At 66.4% G+C, this 15781-nt stretch carries 16 protein-coding genes; 9 read left to right on the forward strand and 7 right to left on the reverse strand.

Annotated features, from left to right (window positions below; all coding sequences use genetic code 11):
- Positions 1-26: 26 nt before the first annotated feature.
- The 4 genes from V6R86_RS02860 to sucC form a co-directional block, all read right to left on the reverse strand.
- Complete coding sequence (locus tag V6R86_RS02860) at positions 27-728, reverse strand: hypothetical protein (RefSeq protein WP_338501915.1); 702 nt, start codon at positions 726-728, stop codon at positions 27-29.
- Positions 729-992: 264 nt separating this feature from the next.
- Entirely contained in the window at positions 993-1925 is a 933-nt protein-coding gene (locus V6R86_RS02865) for an electron transfer flavoprotein subunit alpha/FixB family protein (RefSeq protein ID WP_338501917.1), read from the reverse strand.
- Positions 1922-2671, reverse strand: coding sequence for an electron transfer flavoprotein subunit beta/FixA family protein (locus V6R86_RS02870; protein WP_338501919.1), 750 nt, complete (start codon positions 2669-2671; stop codon positions 1922-1924). Before V6R86_RS02870 ends, V6R86_RS02865 begins: the two co-directional genes overlap by 4 nt.
- A gap of 115 nt (positions 2672-2786) precedes the next feature.
- A complete protein-coding gene (sucC, locus tag V6R86_RS02875) occupies positions 2787-3986 on the reverse strand; it encodes an ADP-forming succinate--CoA ligase subunit beta (RefSeq protein ID WP_338501921.1) in 1200 nt (399 codons plus the stop codon).
- Between the two features lie 146 nt (positions 3987-4132).
- Here sucC and dinB point away from each other — a divergent pair, with 146 nt between their 5' ends.
- The 6 genes from dinB (at position 4133) to V6R86_RS02905 (ending at position 8675) form a co-directional block, all read left to right on the forward strand.
- Complete coding sequence (gene dinB, locus V6R86_RS02880; protein WP_425335974.1) at positions 4133-5170, forward strand: DNA polymerase IV; 1038 nt, start codon at positions 4133-4135, stop codon at positions 5168-5170.
- Positions 5171-5359: 189 nt separating this feature from the next.
- Positions 5360-5896 (forward strand): CarD family transcriptional regulator, encoded by a 537-nt coding sequence (locus V6R86_RS02885; RefSeq protein ID WP_338501925.1) that lies wholly within the window; start codon positions 5360-5362, stop codon positions 5894-5896.
- A gap of 118 nt (positions 5897-6014) precedes the next feature.
- The gene (locus V6R86_RS02890) at positions 6015-6746 is read left to right on the forward strand and encodes a head GIN domain-containing protein (RefSeq protein WP_338501928.1); all 732 of its coding nucleotides are present in this window, start codon (positions 6015-6017) and stop codon (positions 6744-6746) included.
- A gap of 49 nt (positions 6747-6795) precedes the next feature.
- On the forward strand, positions 6796-7476 hold the full coding sequence (locus V6R86_RS02895; RefSeq protein WP_338501930.1) for a GIN domain-containing protein: 681 nt from the start codon (positions 6796-6798) through the stop codon (positions 7474-7476).
- A 59-nt stretch (positions 7477-7535) separates the two neighbouring features.
- On the forward strand, positions 7536-8069 hold the full coding sequence (locus V6R86_RS02900; protein WP_338501933.1) for an energy transducer TonB: 534 nt from the start codon (positions 7536-7538) through the stop codon (positions 8067-8069).
- 69 nt (positions 8070-8138) lie between these two features.
- On the forward strand, positions 8139-8675 hold the full coding sequence (locus V6R86_RS02905) for an energy transducer TonB (protein WP_338501935.1): 537 nt from the start codon (positions 8139-8141) through the stop codon (positions 8673-8675).
- Positions 8676-8696: 21 nt separating this feature from the next.
- On the opposite strand, the gene V6R86_RS02910 is transcribed toward V6R86_RS02905, so the two are convergent.
- Both V6R86_RS02910 and mgtE read right to left on the reverse strand, forming a co-directional pair.
- Positions 8697-9101 (reverse strand): DUF1489 family protein, encoded by a 405-nt coding sequence (locus tag V6R86_RS02910; RefSeq protein ID WP_338501936.1) that lies wholly within the window; start codon positions 9099-9101, stop codon positions 8697-8699.
- A 38-nt stretch (positions 9102-9139) separates the two neighbouring features.
- On the reverse strand, positions 9140-10564 hold the full coding sequence (mgtE, locus tag V6R86_RS02915) for a magnesium transporter (RefSeq protein ID WP_425335936.1): 1425 nt from the start codon (positions 10562-10564) through the stop codon (positions 9140-9142).
- Positions 10565-10733: 169 nt separating this feature from the next.
- On the opposite strand from mgtE, the gene V6R86_RS02920 reads away from it, so the two are divergent.
- The 3 genes from V6R86_RS02920 to V6R86_RS02930 all read left to right on the forward strand — a co-directional run bounded on the left by V6R86_RS02920 (position 10734) and on the right by V6R86_RS02930 (position 14423).
- The gene (locus V6R86_RS02920) at positions 10734-11192 is read left to right on the forward strand and encodes a peptidylprolyl isomerase (RefSeq protein WP_338501938.1); all 459 of its coding nucleotides are present in this window, start codon (positions 10734-10736) and stop codon (positions 11190-11192) included.
- An 82-nt stretch (positions 11193-11274) separates the two neighbouring features.
- Positions 11275-12036: an SDR family oxidoreductase gene (locus V6R86_RS02925; protein ID WP_338501941.1), complete on the forward strand. Its 762-nt coding sequence runs from the start codon at positions 11275-11277 to the stop codon at positions 12034-12036.
- Between the two features lie 83 nt (positions 12037-12119).
- Positions 12120-14423: a CDC48 family AAA ATPase gene (locus V6R86_RS02930; protein WP_338501943.1), complete on the forward strand. Its 2304-nt coding sequence runs from the start codon at positions 12120-12122 to the stop codon at positions 14421-14423.
- On the opposite strand, the gene V6R86_RS02935 is transcribed toward V6R86_RS02930, so the two are convergent.
- Positions 14420-15715, reverse strand: a complete 1296-nt coding sequence (locus tag V6R86_RS02935; RefSeq protein ID WP_338501945.1) for an MFS transporter — start codon at positions 15713-15715, stop codon at positions 14420-14422. The genes V6R86_RS02930 and V6R86_RS02935 overlap by 4 nt on opposite strands.
- Positions 15716-15781: the final 66 nt, after the last annotated feature.

Below are 15781 nucleotides of genomic sequence, written 5' to 3' on the forward strand. Positions count from 1 at the left end.
CCCTTGCCGATAAGATCGCAAATCACTCAATCCGGAAATCGAAAGTCGATCCTGGTTATCACAAAGGTCGGCACTTTGGTTCCGTCGGCAAGCTCGGCCGGCTCATACACAGCCTTCGACAACCGTGCGCAGACCACTTCCTTGAACCCTTCCCCGGAAAAGGGGGTCAGCGGGGTGCAGCGGGTGACCTTGCCATCGGCGCTCACAATCAGGCGCGCCGAAACCACGGACATGTCGCCGTTATGGATTGCCCCCGAGGGATAATCTCGGTCGCTGAACAGCGAAGCCAATTTTCGTGTCGGCCTGGCGTCGAGCACGATCCTGTCCTGCACCGCGGGATCGAGCCCCCATCCCGCCATCTGTTCGCGATTGCACTCGCGGACCATGCCCATGACCTTGCCGAGCGAACCGGTCTGCAACACCACGGCGCCACGGCGCGGCTCGGTCACCTGCAAAGCGGTGACGGTGGCGGCGGCGTTCTTTTCGAGGGCGCGATTGGAGGCTCTGCGCGCCGCAGATTGCGCCCGATCGTCATCCTTGTCTTTCTTATCGCTTTCGGTCTCCGGTAGCAGGCTGACGCCGCTCCAGTGAATGGCGGTCTTCTTGTCCGAGGTCGTCTCGCTCACCTTGCCATCGTCAAAGCTGCGCCCCGTGGAAGGCAGAAAGGTCGCCTTGGCCTTGTCTGTGGTCGGCTTGGACGTCAGCGCCCCGCCGAACACCATCATCATCATTCCGCTGTCGGGCCCGAGGCTTTCGAGGACCAGCTGGGTCGGATTGGCCGGATCGCCGAAGGAGCGGAACAGCTGGCAGCTATTGTCCGAATAATGGAGGTTCCACGGCTTGACCGGAGCCAGCACCAGCGGCTCGCGGGCCGATGCGGCAGTGGTCAGCGCCAGAGCGGCAGGAAGACAGAGAGCACCAACACGCACAGGCCATACCCCCGCCGATCATCAGACCAGCGAGGGTATCGCGACTTTACTGCAGCGCAAGCCTCAGAGTTTGTCGGTCAGCTCCGGGACCAGCTTGAACAGGTCGCCGACCAGGCCGACGTCCGCGATCTGGAAGATCGGGGCTTCTTCGTCCTTGTTGATGGCGACGATGACCTTGCTGTCCTTCATGCCCGCAAGGTGCTGGATCGCGCCGGAGATGCCGATCGCGACATACAATTCCGGGGCGACGATCTTGCCGGTCTGGCCGACCTGATAATCGTTGGGCGCATAACCCGCATCGACCGCCGCGCGGCTCGCCCCGACCGCCGCGCCAAGCTTGTCGGCCAGCGGATCGATCAGCGCGTGGAATTGCTCGGAGGAGCCCAGCGCGCGGCCACCCGACACGATGATCTTGGCGCTGGTCAGCTCAGGACGCTCGCTCTCGCTGGCTTCCATCGAGACGAAGCTGGACACCGCGTTCGAGACGCCGGCGTCGACCGTCTCGACCTCGGCATTGCCGGCGCCGCGTTCCGCCTTGGTGAAGGCGGTGCCGCGCACGGTGATCACCTTCTTGGCATCCTTGGAACGCACGGTGGCGATGGCGTTGCCGGCGTAGATCGGGCGCTGGAACGTGTCCGGACCCTCGACCGCGACGATGTCGCTGATCTGCATGACGTCGAGCATCGCCGCCACCCGCGGCGCGATGTTTCGGCCGGTGGTGGTGGACGAGGCGAGCAGCACGTCGTGGCTGTCCATCAGCTTGGCGATCAAGGGCGCGACGCTTTCCGCCAGCTCGTGGTCGAGGCCCGCGTCGGCGGCGACATGGACCTTGCCGATGCCGGCGATGGTCTTGGCGTCATCCGCGGCAGCGGCGGCGTCCGAGCCGATCAACAGCAGATGCGCTTCGCCGCCGAGCGCGGCCGCGGCGCCGAGGGTGGCGAGGGTCGAATCCTTGACCTTGCCGTGGGCGTGCTCGCCGAGAACCAGTATCTTCATGCGACAACTCCGAGAGACTTGAGCTTCGTGACCAGTTCGTCGACGCTGCCGACCTTGGCGCCGCCCTGGCGCTTGGCGGGCTCTTCGACCTTGAGCGTTTCGAGGCGCGGCGACACGTCCACGCCGAAATCGGCCGGCGTCTTGGTCGCCATCGGCTTCGACTTGGCCTTCATGATATTGGGCAGCGACGGATAGCGCGGGTCGTTGAGGCGAAGGTCGGTGGTGACGATCGCCGGCAGCTTGATCGCCACCGTCTCGAGCCCGCCGTCGACTTCGCGGGTGACGTTGGCGGTGTCGCCGCTGATCTCGACCTTTGACGCGAACGTGCCCTGGCCGTAGCCCGTCAGCGCGCCGAGCATCTGGCCAACCTGCGAGCTATCATCGTCGATCGCCTGCTTGCCGACCAGAATCACCTGCGGCTGCTCTTCCTCGACGATCTTCGCCAGGATCTTGGCAACGCCGAGCGGTTCGACCTCGTCGTCGGTCTGGACCAGGATGCCGCGATCGGCGCCCATGGCGAGCGCGGTGCGGATGGTTTCCTGCGCCTTCTGCGGACCGACGGAGACGACCACGATCTCGGTCGCTCCGGCCTTGTCCTTGAGGCGGATGGCTTCCTCGACGGCGATCTCGTCGAAGGGGTTCATGCTCATCTTGACGTTGGCGAGATCGACGCCGGAGCCGTCCATCTTCACCCGGGGCTTCACGTTATAATCGATCACGCGCTTGACCGCGACGAGTACCTTCATTTCGATCCCTCTCCGTCATGCCGAACGTGAGCCGGCATCAACCTGCCTTCCTTCCTAAACCGCTGAGAAGGAAGATGGACCCCGGCCCAAGGCCGGGGTGACGTCATCCGCGGCCTTACGCCGCCTTTTTCACTTCCGCGACGATCTTGGCAGCCGCATCGCCAAGGTCGTTCGCGGCGACGATCGGCAGACCCGAGTTCGCGAGAATGTCCTTGCCTTGCTGGACGTTCGTGCCTTCGAGGCGGACCACCAGCGGGACCTTCAAGTCGACCTCGCGCGCGGCGGCGACGATGCCGTCGGCGATGATGTCGCACTTCATGATGCCGCCGAAGATGTTGACCAGGATCCCCTTCACCGCCGGATCGGCGAGAATGATCTTGAACGCGGCGGTGACCTTTTCCTTGTTGGCGCCGCCGCCGACGTCGAGGAAGTTGGCCGGGAAGGCGCCGTTCAGCTTGATGATGTCCATGGTCGCCATCGCAAGGCCCGCGCCGTTGACCATGCAGCCGATGTCCCCGTCGAGCTTGATGTAGGCGAGGTCGTATTTCGATGCCTCGACTTCCATCGGGTCTTCTTCGGTCAGGTCGCGCAGTTCGGCGATGTCCTTGTGGCGGAACATGGCGTTGCCGTCGAAACCGACCTTGGCGTCAAGCACCATCAGCTTGCCATCGTCGGTGACCGCGAGCGGATTGATCTCGATCTGCTCGGCGTCGCTGCCGATGAAGGCGGCATAAAGGCCGGCCAGCACCTTGGTCGCCTGCTTGGCGAGATCGCCGGTGAGGCCCAGCGCAGCCGACACCGCGCGGCCGTGATGCGGCATCAGGCCGGTGGCCGGGTCGATGGTGATGGTGTGGATTTTCTCGGGGGAGTCGTGCGCGACGTCCTCGATGTTCATGCCGCCTTCGGTCGAAGCCACCACCGCGATCCGGCCGGTCTCGCGATCGACCAGCAGCGCGAGGTAGAATTCCTTGGCGATGTCGACGCCGTCGGTGATGTACAGGCGCTGCACTTCCTTGCCGGCGTCGCCGGTCTGGATGGTAACCAGGGTCTTGCCGAGCATTTCCTCGGCGTGCGCGCGGACTTCCTCGATGCTCTTGGCCAAGCGGACACCGCCCTTGGCATCGGGGCCGAGTTCGGTGAACTTGCCCTTGCCGCGGCCACCGGCGTGGATCTGCGCTTTCACCACCCACAACGGTCCGGGAAGCTTGCCGGCGGCATCCACCGCTTCCTCGACGCTCATCGCGGCATGACCGGCGGGCACCGGCACGCCGTACTTCGCGAGCAATTCCTTGGCCTGATATTCGTGGATGTTCATGGATCTTCCCGTGGGTGAGGGTTTGCGAGCCCTAAAGCATGACTCTTGCGCCAAGCCAAGTTAGAGAACGGGGCGTGAACGCATCGCCGTCCCCGGAGTCCCTGTCCGCCGCACCGGCGCCAGTGCGGAAAATCATTCACGTCGACATGGACGCCTTCTTCGCCAGCGTCGAACAGCGCGACGATCCCAGCCTGCGCGGCAAGCCGGTGGCGGTCGGCGGCGGGCATCGCGGGGTGGTGGCGGCGGCAAGCTATGAAGCGCGGGTGTTCGGGGTGCGGTCGGCCATGCCCAGCGTGACAGCCAGGCGGCGCTGCCCCGACCTCGTATTCGTCAAACCTCGCTTCGACGCCTACCGCGAGGTCAGCCACCAGATCCGCGCCATCTTCGCCGACTATACCGACGCGATCGAGCCGTTGAGCCTCGACGAAGCCTATCTCGACGTCAGCGAGGACCGTCACAACCTCGGCTCGGCGCGGGCCATCGCCGAGGCGATCCGCGCCCGGATCAAGGCCGAGACCGGGCTCACCGCCTCGGCCGGCGTGTCCTATTGCAAGTTCGTCGCCAAGCTCGCCAGCGACCAGAACAAGCCCGATGGCCTGTGCGTCATTCGTCCCGAACAGGCCCAGCGCTATATCGCCTCGCTGGCGGTGGGACGTTTCCACGGCATCGGCCCGAAAACCGCCGAACGGCTCGAAAAGCTCGGCATCCATACCGGGGCCGATCTCCAGTCGCTGACCCTCGAGGAATTGACCGGCCGGTTCGGCAGCTCGGGCGAATGGTATTGGCGGATCTGCCGGGGGATCGACGAGCGACCGGTGCGCAGCAGCCGGATCGCCAAATCGGTCAGCGCCGAGCGGACCTTCAACGAGGACTACCGGACGGGTGAAGACCTCCACCGCGAGCTCGACCGGGTGGCCGGCCTCGCCTGGGAGCGCATCGCGCGGGCCGGGACGGCGGGCCGCACCATCACGCTCAAGGTAAAATTCTCCGACTTCCGGCTGATCAGCCGGGCCCACAGTTTCATCGATCCGGTGAGCGATCGGGACGCCTTCACCGCCGCCGGCCACCACCTGCTCGACACATTGCTGCCGGTGCCGATGGGGGTGCGGCTGCTCGGTCTCGGCCTCTCCAACCTCGTCCCGCGCGAGGATACGGGCCCACGGCAACTGGGGCTGGCGATCTGAGCGATCTTATGTTATATACTCGTGACACAGGGGCCGTACGCATCACCCATGCGCTGCGGCCTTGTTCGCAACCACCCTCTCGGCGGTCGCCGATCTGAAGACCGTCATCAGAGATGCCAATGCTACGGGGCGACTTGGGGGCGCCACCACCGTTCGGCCAAACGCATCTCGTATCTGGAAAGGTGAAGAATGGCAGCGAAGGCCCTTAGCTTCGACGTTGGCGATTATGTGGTTTACCCCAAGCACGGCGTTGGACGCGTCGTCGAACTGCAAAGCACCGAAATCGCCGGTACCAGCCTGCAACTGTATGTGCTGCGTTTCGAAAAAGAGAAGATGACCCTGCGGGTTCCCGTCAACAAGGCGGACTCGGTGGGCATGCGCAAGCTGTCGAGCGACAAGACGATGGTCGCGGCGCTCGAAATCCTGAAGGGCAAGCCCAAGGTCAAGCGCACCATGTGGTCGCGCCGCGCCCAGGAATATGAAGCCAAGATCAACTCGGGCGACCTGTCGTCGATCGCCGAGGTGACCCGCGACCTGTTCCGCCCGGACGATGCGCCCGAGCAGAGCTATTCGGAACGGCAGATCTTCGAAGCCGCCGCCTCGCGCTTGGCGCGCGAACTCGGCGCGATGGAGCAGACCGACGAAAAGGCGGCGCTGGCCAAGATCCACCAGATCCTGAACGAAGCCGCGGTGCTTCATCACAAAACCAAGGAAGACGCCGAGTAAGCGGCTCTCCCGAGGAAAACAAAGAGGCGCTGCCCGACCCGGGCGGCGCCTTTTTTTGACGCTTGCCGAACCCTCCGTGCTAGTGTATTGCTTCGGCAACACAGCAGGGGATCATCACATGCGCCATCCGCTTCTATTCGCCGCCACCGCCGTTCTGTCGGTTGCCGCCCTCTCGGCCTGCTCGGTCGGACGCGCCGAATCGGCCGGCCCGTCGGTCAGCCGCAACTATCAGGTCGGCGCCTTTACCGGGCTGGAAGTTGCCGGGCCGTTCGACGTCAAGGTCACGACCGGCCGAGCGGTGTCGGTTGCCGCCACGGGTCCGCAAAAGCTGCTCGACGAGACCGAGGTGGTGGTGAAGGACGGCAAGCTTCTCATCCGGCCCAAGAAGAAGAATTGGCGGGCCGGGATGAACTGGACCTCCAGGGACACTTCCCGCTTCACCATCACCGTGCCCGCACTCGACCAGGCCGCGGTGGCGGGGTCGGGCGACATCGACATCGACCGGGTTGCGGGCGAACGATTCAAGGGCTCTATCGCGGGATCGGGCAATTTGCGCCTGACGCAACTTGCCGTGCAGGACCTCGGGCTGTCGATCGCCGGTTCGGGCGAGATCACCGCCGCCGGTCAGGCGCAGCGCGCCCGCTACAACATCGCCGGATCGGGTGACCTCGATGCCTCGGGCGTGAGGACGGTCGATGCCGAAGTCCGGATCGCCGGCAGCGGGAATATCCAGGCGCAGGCCACCGGCACCGCCAGGGCCAACATCGCCGGCTCGGGCGATATCGCCATCACCGGCGGTGCCCGCTGCGAAACCCGCAAGAACGGCAGCGGCGACATTCGCTGCTCGTAAGCCGGCGTCTTGAAGGTCCGTTAACCAAAAGCGGCGAGAAAACGGGATCATGACCCGCTTTCTCGCCCCCCTGCTGATCGGCCTCGCCGCGACCCCGTCGCTCGCGGCCGAGCGCCGTTTCACCATCACCAGCTTCGACCGCATCCGGATGGAAGCGCCGTTCGACGTGGTGCTGGCGACAAACAAATCACCCAACGCCAAAGCCGAAGGCCCGGCGGCGGCGCTCGATCTGGTCGATCTTCAGGTCGAAGGGCGGACCCTGATCGTGCGCCAACGCAGCTCGACCGGCGCCCGGACCAGCGCTCCGATCCGGCTCACCATCGCCACGCCCGACCTCACCACCGCGACCGTTATCGGCACCGGGCGGCTGCAGATTGATCGCATGACCGGCCTTACCGTGAACCTCGCGCTCGCCGGACCCGGGCTGCTCAAGGTCGCTGACCTTCGCGCCGACCGCTTGAACCTCGTCGCCGGCGGCAGCGGTGCCGTCGCGCTGGCGGGCGCGGTAAAGACCGGCAACGTGCTCGCCGAGGGTTCGGTGGTGGTCGATGCCGGGGCGCTCGGTGCCGACGAACTGGTGCTGGTCGCCACCGGCAACAGCGAAGTGCGTGCCGCCGCCCGGCGCACCGTCAAGGTCACCGCCAGCGGCGCCACCACCGTGACCCTGCAAAACCCGGTGTCCTGCATCCAGAAGGTCACGGGCGCCGCGACCGTCACCAACTGCCGTTGATGTTTTCAATCAACCGGGAATAGCATAGGCTGTCGCTCCGTCACGATCGGAGACCCGCCATGCGTCCATCGATTCTCTTCGCCGGCATCCTTGCCGCCGCCATGACCGCCAACGCATCGGCCCAGCGCTCCGGCCTCGATAATGCCGCCGTCATCCAGAAGCTTTATCCGCCCCGTGCGCTAGCCGCCGGCGAGCAAGGCGTGGTCGGGTTTGAAGTGTCGCTCGACAAGGCGGGTCATCCGACCGCATGCCAGGTCACGCAAAGCAGCGGCTTTCCGCGGCTCGACCAGGAAACCTGCGCCGTCATCACGCAGCACGCCGTGTTCGGTACCAACGCGGGGGTCGGCTCGGGCAGCAGCAAGCATGCCGGGACCATCGCCTGGACACTACCGGCCGGCGTGACGCCCGCCACCAACGCCGCCGCCGTGGTCACCGCGCCCGGCAAGATTAAGTGTCGCCGCTTTGTCCGGACCGGAACGATCATAGGGTATGAACGAGTCTGCATGACCGAAGCGGAGTGGCAGGAAGCCCGCCTCGACAGCAAGGCTAATTGGGAAGACCTACAGGGCAAAGGCTGGAAACAAGGTCTGTAATTCGCCGCCGGCCGGCATTGGCCGCCGGTTCCTCGTCAAAGAACAATCTAATCACCCTTGGAGACTACCATGCGCCCCGCTTTCCTCCTTGTCGCCGCCGCGCTGGTCGCGGCCCCGGCCATCGCCGAGACGCAGCGTAGCGATCTCGGCAATGCTGAGACGCTGATGAAGCTTTATCCGCCGCGCGCTCTGGCCGCCGGTGAAGAAGGCCTGGTCGGTTTCGAGGTTCAGCTCGACAAGGCCGGTCATCCGACTTCGTGCGCGATCACGCAAAGCAGCGGCTTTCCGCGTCTCGACCAGGAAACCTGCACGGTGATTACCCAGCATGCGGTGTTCGCAGCCAACCCCGGCGTCGGCTCGGGAAGCAGCGCGCACAAGGGCCAGATCGCGTGGAAGCTCCCCGCCGGCAGGACTCCCACCACGCTTGCCGCCAACGCTGCCGCCGACAAGCCTGCCAAGACGATCTGCAAACGCGTGCCGGTCACCGGCTCCAACGCTCGCTTCGAACGGGTGTGCATGTCGAGCGCGCAATGGGCCGAAGCCCAGGACGACACCAAGTCGAATTACAGCGAATTGCAGGGCAAGGGCTTCACCCAGGGCCAGTAAGCGGCCGGTCGGCGCTGAGCTCTACAAGAGGGCCAGCGCCGACAGACGCCCGTACAGCGACGGCGGCAACAGGCTGAGGCCGCTGTCGTCATTGTCGCCGGGCTTGGGCGCAACGTCATGCTCGAGATAGCGCCACCCCTGGTGCGCGCGCTTGGGCATCGAAGGTATCGCCTGCAACCGTTCGCTGCATACGAAATCGATCCGCCCGTCGGGGCGCTCGTCGACGCGCAGGATGGCCGAGCAGGCGACCAGCCGGTGCTGGACGATCCAGTACAGCGCGCCGCCGTCGAGGATTTCGGCCAGCCGCTTGGGCCGCATCCGCGTCACCACCCTCACCTCGCCGCCACTCGCGCGGGTGGCGAAACGCTTTTCGAGCGATTCAAGGGTGCGGCAGCCCACGGCCACCTTGGTCAGGTGTAACGGCACGAGTGATTATGTAGCAAGTTGAATGGCTTGCGCCAAGCTCAACCGGTCAGGCCAACCGCCGTCGCAAGCCCGAGGAACAACAGAAAGCCCATCGAATCGGTCACCATGGTGACGAAGATCGAGCTCGCCACCGCCGGGTCCGCGCCCCACCGCTCCATGGTCAGCGGGACCAGCACGCCGGCAAACCCCGCGATCAGCACGTTGAACAGCATCGCCGCCGCAATCACTCCGCCGAGCTGGCCCGAGCCAAGGATCAGCGTCACCGCGATCCCGACCAAGGAGGCGACCGTCAGGCCGTTCATCAGCGCCACCCGCATCTCCCGCCCAACCGCTCGCCAGCGGTTGGAGCCGGTCAGCTGATTGGTCGCCAGCGCACGCACCGTCACCGCCAGCGTCTGCGTCCCCGCATTACCGCCTACGCCGGCGACGATCGGCATCAGCGCGGCAAGGATCGCCAGCCGCTCGATCGAACCCTCGAACAGGCGAATGATGGTCGAAGCCAGCAACGCGGTCAGCAGATTGGCGATCAGCCAGCGGACCCGCGCCTTGTAGCTGTCGAGCACCGGCTCGTTGATGTCGCCTTCGCCCGCGCCCGACAGCAGCAGCACGTCCTCGCTCGCTTCGGCCTGGATGATGTGGACGATGTCGTCGACGGTGATCATGCCCACCAGTCGCCCGCTGGCGTCGATCACCGCGGCCGACACCAGCGCATATTTCTGGAAGCGCAGCGCCACGTCTTCCTGGTCCATATCGACCGGGATCAACGTCTGCTCGACCGCCATGATGTCGGCGACGCTGGTCGCGCGGGGCGAGCGGAGGATGGTCGACAGCTTGCAGGTGCCGACCGGATGGTGGCTCGGCGACACCACGAACACTTCCCAGAAATCGTCGGCAAGCTCGCGCTCGGAACGCAGGTAATCGATCACCTGCCCGACGTTCCAATGCGTCGGCACCGCGATCAGATCGCGCTGCATCAGGCGCCCGGCGGTCTCCTCGCCGTAGGTGAGCGCTTCCTCGATCGCGGCACGGTCGTCGGGCTCCATCGCCCGCAGGACGGCGCGTTGGTCGTCTTCCTCGAGATCCTCGATGATCGCGACCGCGTCGTCGGTGTCGAGCTCGCCGGCGATCTCGGCAACCCGCTCGGGCGCCATTTCGCTGATTAGGATCTCGCGGACATGCTCGTTGAGCTCGGCCAGCACCTCGGCATCGACCAGCTCGGCGAGCGCGGCGACCAGCCCCTCGCGCTCGTCGGCGCGGGCGAGTTCGATCAGGTCGGCGACGTCGGCGGGGTGAAGCGGTTTGACCAAGCCGCGGGCGGTCTCGGCATCGCCGTCGTGAACCGCGTCGAGCACCTTTTCGACGAAATCGGGACGAAGCCGATCCTCGGCGTCCATCACCTCGCCGTCGGGCTCGTCGGCAGCGACGGTCAGCAGGTCGGCGTCAAGCGGTTCGCGCTCGCTCATGCTGTCCTCCCACCCCGCCCGTGTTGCTTGGGCTTGGCTCCTGTCACGGCGGGCCGGACTTGTCACCCCTTCGGGGATGGCAACAACAGAACGCCTCACCCCTCGGGGTAGCGCTGACGGGCACCACCCCCTAAATGCCCGGCAACCTTTCCAACAGGAGATTACCCCCATGGCCGACGCGCCCCAGACCCTTACCCTGACCCTTTCGAGCGGCGGCGATGTCGTGATCAAGCTCCGGCCTGACCTCGCGCCGGGTCACGTCGAGCGGATCGCCAAGCTTGCGAGCGAAGGCTTCTACGACGGCGTCAAGTTCCACCGCGTGATCCCGGGCTTCATGGCTCAGGGCGGCGATCCCACCGGCACCGGCATGGGCGGCAGCGAGCTTCCCGACCTCAAGGCCGAATTCAACGCCGAGCCGCACGTCCGCGGCACCTGCTCGATGGCGCGCACCAACCAGCCGAACACGGCCAATAGCCAGTTCTTCATCTGCTTCGACGACGCCCGCTTCCTCGACAAGCAGTATACCGTGTGGGGCAATGTCGAGAGCGGCATGGAGCATGTCGACGCGCTGCCCAAGGGCGAACCCCCGCGCGAGCCCGGTACGATCGTCAAGGCGACCGTCGCTTAAGCGGCCGCAATTCAGCAGGCGGGGCCGGTCGCCATGGCTGCCCCGCCCAAACGTTCCTCTCTTGTCTGAGGCGGCCGGCACCATGACGTCACCCGTTGTTCTCATCACCGGCGCCTCGGCCGGGCTTGGCGTTCACTTCGCCCGGCAGCTTTCCGCCACCGGCGCGCGGCTGGTGCTGGTCGCCCGCCGCAAGAATCGCATCGAAGCGCTCGCGGCCGAGCTTGGCAATGCCCGCGCGGTCGCGCTCGATCTGGCGGAGCCGGACGCTGCCAAGCGCCTGCTGAAGGACGTCGCGGACCACGGCGAGCATGTCGATTGCCTCGTCAACAATGCCGGTTTCGGCCTTCGCGGCCGGGTCGCCGAACAGGAAGCGGCGCGCCTGCGCCAGATGATCGACCTCAACTGCGGGCTGCTGACCGAACTCGCGCGCGGCGTGCTGCCCGGCATGATTGGGCGGGGCCGGGGCGGCATTCTCAACGTCGCTTCCACCGCCGCTTTCCAGCCCGGCCCCGGCATGGCGGTCTATTTCGCGACCAAGGCCTTTGTGCTGAGCTTCACCGAAGCGCTGCACGAGGAAGTGCGCGGTACCGGGGTCCACGTCACCGCGCTTTGCCCCGGCCCGACCAGCACCGAATTCGGCGAACTCGCCGGCTTTGAGCCCAAGTTCCAGCAGGCCTTCGAAAAATTGAGCGAACAGCCCGGTCCGGTGGTCGCGGCGGGGCTTGCCGGCCTGTCGGCGAACAAGGCGATCGTCATTCCCGGTGCGATGAACAGGGTCGGCGCGCAAAGCGCGCGTTTCCTCCCGCGTTCGGTGATGCGGCGGATCGCGGGGGTGCTGAAATAGGCCGAGGCCTTTTCAACCGCGCGGCCAATGCCACATTGAACCGCGAACGACCTCTGCCGTTAGGCGGAGTTGAGGAGTGTTGAATGGCCGACGTCGAAACTGAAATCCGCCGCCTGCAGGTGGCCAACCTGCCCCCCGCCGACAGCGGCCGGGGCATTGCCCGCGTGCCCAAGAAAATCATGGATCAGCTCGGGCTGACCGACGGCGACGTGATCGAGATCGAAGGCAAGCGTGCCACCCCGGCGCTCGCGGTGCGGCCCTACGGCGACGACGAAGGGCTCGACATCATCCGCCTCGACGGCCTTCAGCGCGCCAATGCCGGCGTCGGCTCGGGCGATTTCGTCGAGGTGCGCCGCGCGTCGGCCAAGGCGGCGACCCGCGTGGTGTTCGCGCCGGCGCAGAACAACGTCCGCCTGCACGGCTCGTCCGAAGCATTGAAGCGCAGCTTCGCCGGCCGTCCGCTGACCGCCGGCGACACCGTCGCCACCGCCGGGCACCAGCGGGTCAATGCCGACATGCCCGATCACGTCCGCCAGCTGCTCAATGCGCCAGCGTTCGCGATGCAGGAAATCCGTCTCAACGTCGTCTCGACCACCCCGCGCGGGATCGTCCACATCGACGCCAACACTGTGGTCGAACTGCTGCCCGAATATACCGAGCAGCATGGCGAACGCCGCGCCGACGTCACCTATGACGACCTCGGCGGCATGCGCGACACCATCGACGCGCTGCGCGAGATGGTCGAATTGCCGCTGCGCCATCCCGAACTGTTCCAGCGCCTCGGCGTCGATCCGCCCAAGGGCGTCCTGCTGCATGGCCCCCCCGGCACCGGCAAGACGCGGCTGGCGCGCGCGGTCGCCAACGAGAGCGACGCGCAATTCTTCCACATCGCGGGTCCCGAGATCATGGGTTCGGCCTATGGCGAATCCGAGAAAAAGCTGCGCGAGCTGTTCGAGGAAGCCGGCCAGGCCGCGCCCTCGATCATCTTCATCGACGAGATCGATTCGATCGCCCCCAAGCGCGACCAGGTGTCGGGTGAAGCGGAAAAGCGCCTCGTCGCTCAGTTGCTGACCCTGATGGACGGCCTCGAGCCGCGTCAGAACCTCGTCGTCATCGCCGCCACCAACCGGCCCGAGGCGATCGACGAAGCGCTTCGCCGGCCCGGCCGGTTCGACCGCGAAATCGTGGTCGGCGTGCCCGACGAGGCCGGCCGCCGCGAGATCCTCGGCATCCACACCCGCGGCATGCCGCTGGCAGAAGGCGTCGATCTCGATGGCCTCGCCCGCCGCACCTACGGCTTCGTCGGCGCCGATCTTGCCGCCCTGACCCGCGAAGCCGCACTCGAATCGGTGCGGCGGATCATGCCCGAGCTGAACCTTGCCGACGGCAGCATCCCGACCGAGGTGCTCGACAAGCTAAGCGTCCTCACCACCGATTTCGACAATGCCCTGAAGCGCGTCCAGCCCTCGGCCATGCGCGAAGTGATGGTGCAGGTGCCGACCGTCGGCTGGGACGATGTCGGCGGTCTCGATCAGGCTGCGGCCAAGCTCAAGGAAGGGATCGAGCTGCCGCTGAAGCATGCCGAAGCCTTCAAGCGGCTCGGCATCCGTCCGGCCAAGGGCTTCCTGCTCTACGGCCCGCCGGGCACCGGCAAGACCCTGCTGGCCAAGGCCGCGGCGCGCGAAAGCGAGGCCAATTTCATCGCCATCAAATCGTCCGACCTCCTCAGCAAATGGTATGGCGAAAGCGAGCAGCAGATCGCCCGCCTGTTTCAGCGCGCGCGGCAGGTCGCCCCGACCGTCATCTTCATCGACGAAATGGACAGCCTGGTCCCCGCCCGCGGCGGGGGCATGGGCGAGCCGCAGGTGACCGAGCGAGTGGTGAACACCATCCTCGCCGAAATGGACGGTCTCGAGGAATTGCAGGGCGTGGTGCTGATCGGCGCGACCAATCGGCCGAACCTCATCGACCCTGCGCTGCTCCGCCCGGGCCGGCTGGACGAGCTGGTGTATGTCGGTCCGCCCGACGTCGCCGGCCGCCGCCGCATCCTGGCGATCCACGCCAAGAACATGCCGCTTGCCGCTGACGTCGACCTGGAGGCGCTGGCGCGCCGGACCGAGCGCTTCACCGGGGCCGACCTCGAGGATCTGACCCGCCGTGCGGGCCTCACCGCGCTGCGCCGCGACCTCTCCAATACCGAAGTTACCATGGCCGACTTCGAAGCCGCGCTGACCGAGACGCGGGCTTCGGTGACGCCCGAGATGCTGGCCGAATACGAACGCATTCAGGACACGCTGAAGAGCGACGCGGTGCGGCCGGATCGCGGCGGGATCGGCTTTATCTCGCCCGGGATGCTCACCCCCCGTCCGGGCGGCAAGACCGGCTAGCGCAGCGATCGGCTCCCCCAGGCCAGGACCAGCACCACCGCCACGGCGACGCCGAACGGCAGGTGCTGGTCCACCGCGTACAGCAGCATCCCCGCCGCAGGCGCGAAGATGTAGCTGATCCCATTGGCCGAGGTGATGACCCCCGCCACCGCTCCCTGTTCGGCAAGCGGGACGGCGAGGCTTGCGCCGGAGGTGAAGCCCGGGCGCGTGAAGCCGAAGCCGATGCTCGTGAGCCCGAAGCCGAGCACCAGTCCGTAGAGATCGCCCGCCACCGCCGTCACGCCGAGCCCCAGCGCCGCGATCAAGGACCCCCACACGATCAGCGCGCGCGGGGACAGGCCGAGCTTGGGGATCAGCCCCCATTGCGCCGCCAGCGTGCCGCCCGCGCCCGCCATCATGACGATCGCGATCGGCTGCGCGGCGCTTGTAGCGGGGACCGCCAGGACATCGATGATGTAAAAGCCGATGCAGGTCAGCGTCGCCGCCTGCGCGTGGCCCGCGACCACGCCGGCGATGATCCACTGCCGGATCCGCCCGTCACGCCACGACAGGCGCTTCTGCCGGTCGGGCGCGGTCGCTGCGCGGACGCTGGCACCGGTGATCATCGAGGCGAGGCTCGGATAGCTCATCGCCGCGCCGCGCCCTTCCAGCCGCTGGCCGCGATCGTCGGGCAGCCAGACATGGATGGCGAGCGCCACCGCGATCGCGATCAGGGCAAAGGCGAACAACGGCCCCGGCAGCCCGATGAAGGGCAGCACGAACAAGGGCGCCAACGCCGGCCCGACGATAGTGCCGAGCCCGAAGGAGGAGGACAACGCCGACAATTGCGCCGTTCGCGCCGAGCGCCGGGTCTTGGACGCGAGATAGGCCTGCGTCGCGCTCGGCGTGGCGCAGCCGAGCGCGCCGTAGATGGCGCGGAACAGCCCGAACAGCAGAAAGGTCAGCGCCGCGCCGGTCCATCCGTGCAGCCCGGCGATCAGCACCAGACCGCACAGGGTCATCGAGACGATGAAGCCGAGCAGCCCCAATTGGGTCAGCGCCTTGCGGCCGTGGGTGTCGCTCTTTTCGGCCCAGGTCGGCGCCAGCCATACCCACAGCACGGCGCTCCAGGTGTAAGCGATGGCGACCCAGAAATCGGCGATTCCGATCGCGCGGCCGATCGCCGGCATCACCGATTGCAGCGCGGTATTGCCCGCCGCCGCGACCAGCATCGCGGCGTAGAGCAACAGGAAATGCAGGTTGGTCAGCGCCGATCCGCCGACCTTCTGTCGCTTGGGGGACGCGCCTTGCATGAGAAGCGCTCCTAGCGGCCTTCCGGAACTTGCCAAGGCGGCAGGCATTTGCTTGGAGCCATTGCC

The sequence above is a fragment of the Sphingomonas kaistensis genome, from assembly GCF_036884275.1.
Taxonomy (GTDB): domain Bacteria; phylum Pseudomonadota; class Alphaproteobacteria; order Sphingomonadales; family Sphingomonadaceae; genus Sphingomicrobium; species Sphingomicrobium kaistense_A.

Excerpts from the sequence above, each read along its gene's own strand:
- V6R86_RS02860 (WP_338501915.1), bottom strand. The coding sequence starts at position 728 with ATGATGATGGTGTTCGGCGGGGCGCTGACGTCCAAGCCGACCACAGAC.
- V6R86_RS02865 (WP_338501917.1), bottom strand. The coding sequence starts at position 1,925 with ATGAAGATACTGGTTCTCGGCGAGCACGCCCACGGCAAGGTCAAGGAT.
- V6R86_RS02870 (WP_338501919.1), bottom strand. The coding sequence starts at position 2,671 with ATGAAGGTACTCGTCGCGGTCAAGCGCGTGATCGATTATAACGTGAAG.
- sucC (WP_338501921.1), bottom strand. The coding sequence starts at position 3,986 with ATGAACATCCACGAATATCAGGCCAAGGAATTGCTCGCGAAGTACGGC.
- dinB (WP_425335974.1), top strand. The coding sequence starts at position 4,133 with ATGGACGCCTTCTTCGCCAGCGTCGAACAGCGCGACGATCCCAGCCTG.
- V6R86_RS02885 (WP_338501925.1), top strand. The coding sequence starts at position 5,360 with ATGGCAGCGAAGGCCCTTAGCTTCGACGTTGGCGATTATGTGGTTTAC.
- V6R86_RS02890 (WP_338501928.1), top strand. The coding sequence starts at position 6,015 with ATGCGCCATCCGCTTCTATTCGCCGCCACCGCCGTTCTGTCGGTTGCC.
- V6R86_RS02895 (WP_338501930.1), top strand. The coding sequence starts at position 6,796 with ATGACCCGCTTTCTCGCCCCCCTGCTGATCGGCCTCGCCGCGACCCCG.
- V6R86_RS02900 (WP_338501933.1), top strand. The coding sequence starts at position 7,536 with ATGCGTCCATCGATTCTCTTCGCCGGCATCCTTGCCGCCGCCATGACC.
- V6R86_RS02905 (WP_338501935.1), top strand. The coding sequence starts at position 8,139 with ATGCGCCCCGCTTTCCTCCTTGTCGCCGCCGCGCTGGTCGCGGCCCCG.
- mgtE (WP_425335936.1), bottom strand. The coding sequence starts at position 10,564 with ATGAGCGAGCGCGAACCGCTTGACGCCGACCTGCTGACCGTCGCTGCC.
- V6R86_RS02920 (WP_338501938.1), top strand. The coding sequence starts at position 10,734 with ATGGCCGACGCGCCCCAGACCCTTACCCTGACCCTTTCGAGCGGCGGC.
- V6R86_RS02925 (WP_338501941.1), top strand. The coding sequence starts at position 11,275 with ATGACGTCACCCGTTGTTCTCATCACCGGCGCCTCGGCCGGGCTTGGC.
- V6R86_RS02930 (WP_338501943.1), top strand. The coding sequence starts at position 12,120 with ATGGCCGACGTCGAAACTGAAATCCGCCGCCTGCAGGTGGCCAACCTG.
- V6R86_RS02935 (WP_338501945.1), bottom strand. The coding sequence starts at position 15,715 with ATGCAAGGCGCGTCCCCCAAGCGACAGAAGGTCGGCGGATCGGCGCTG.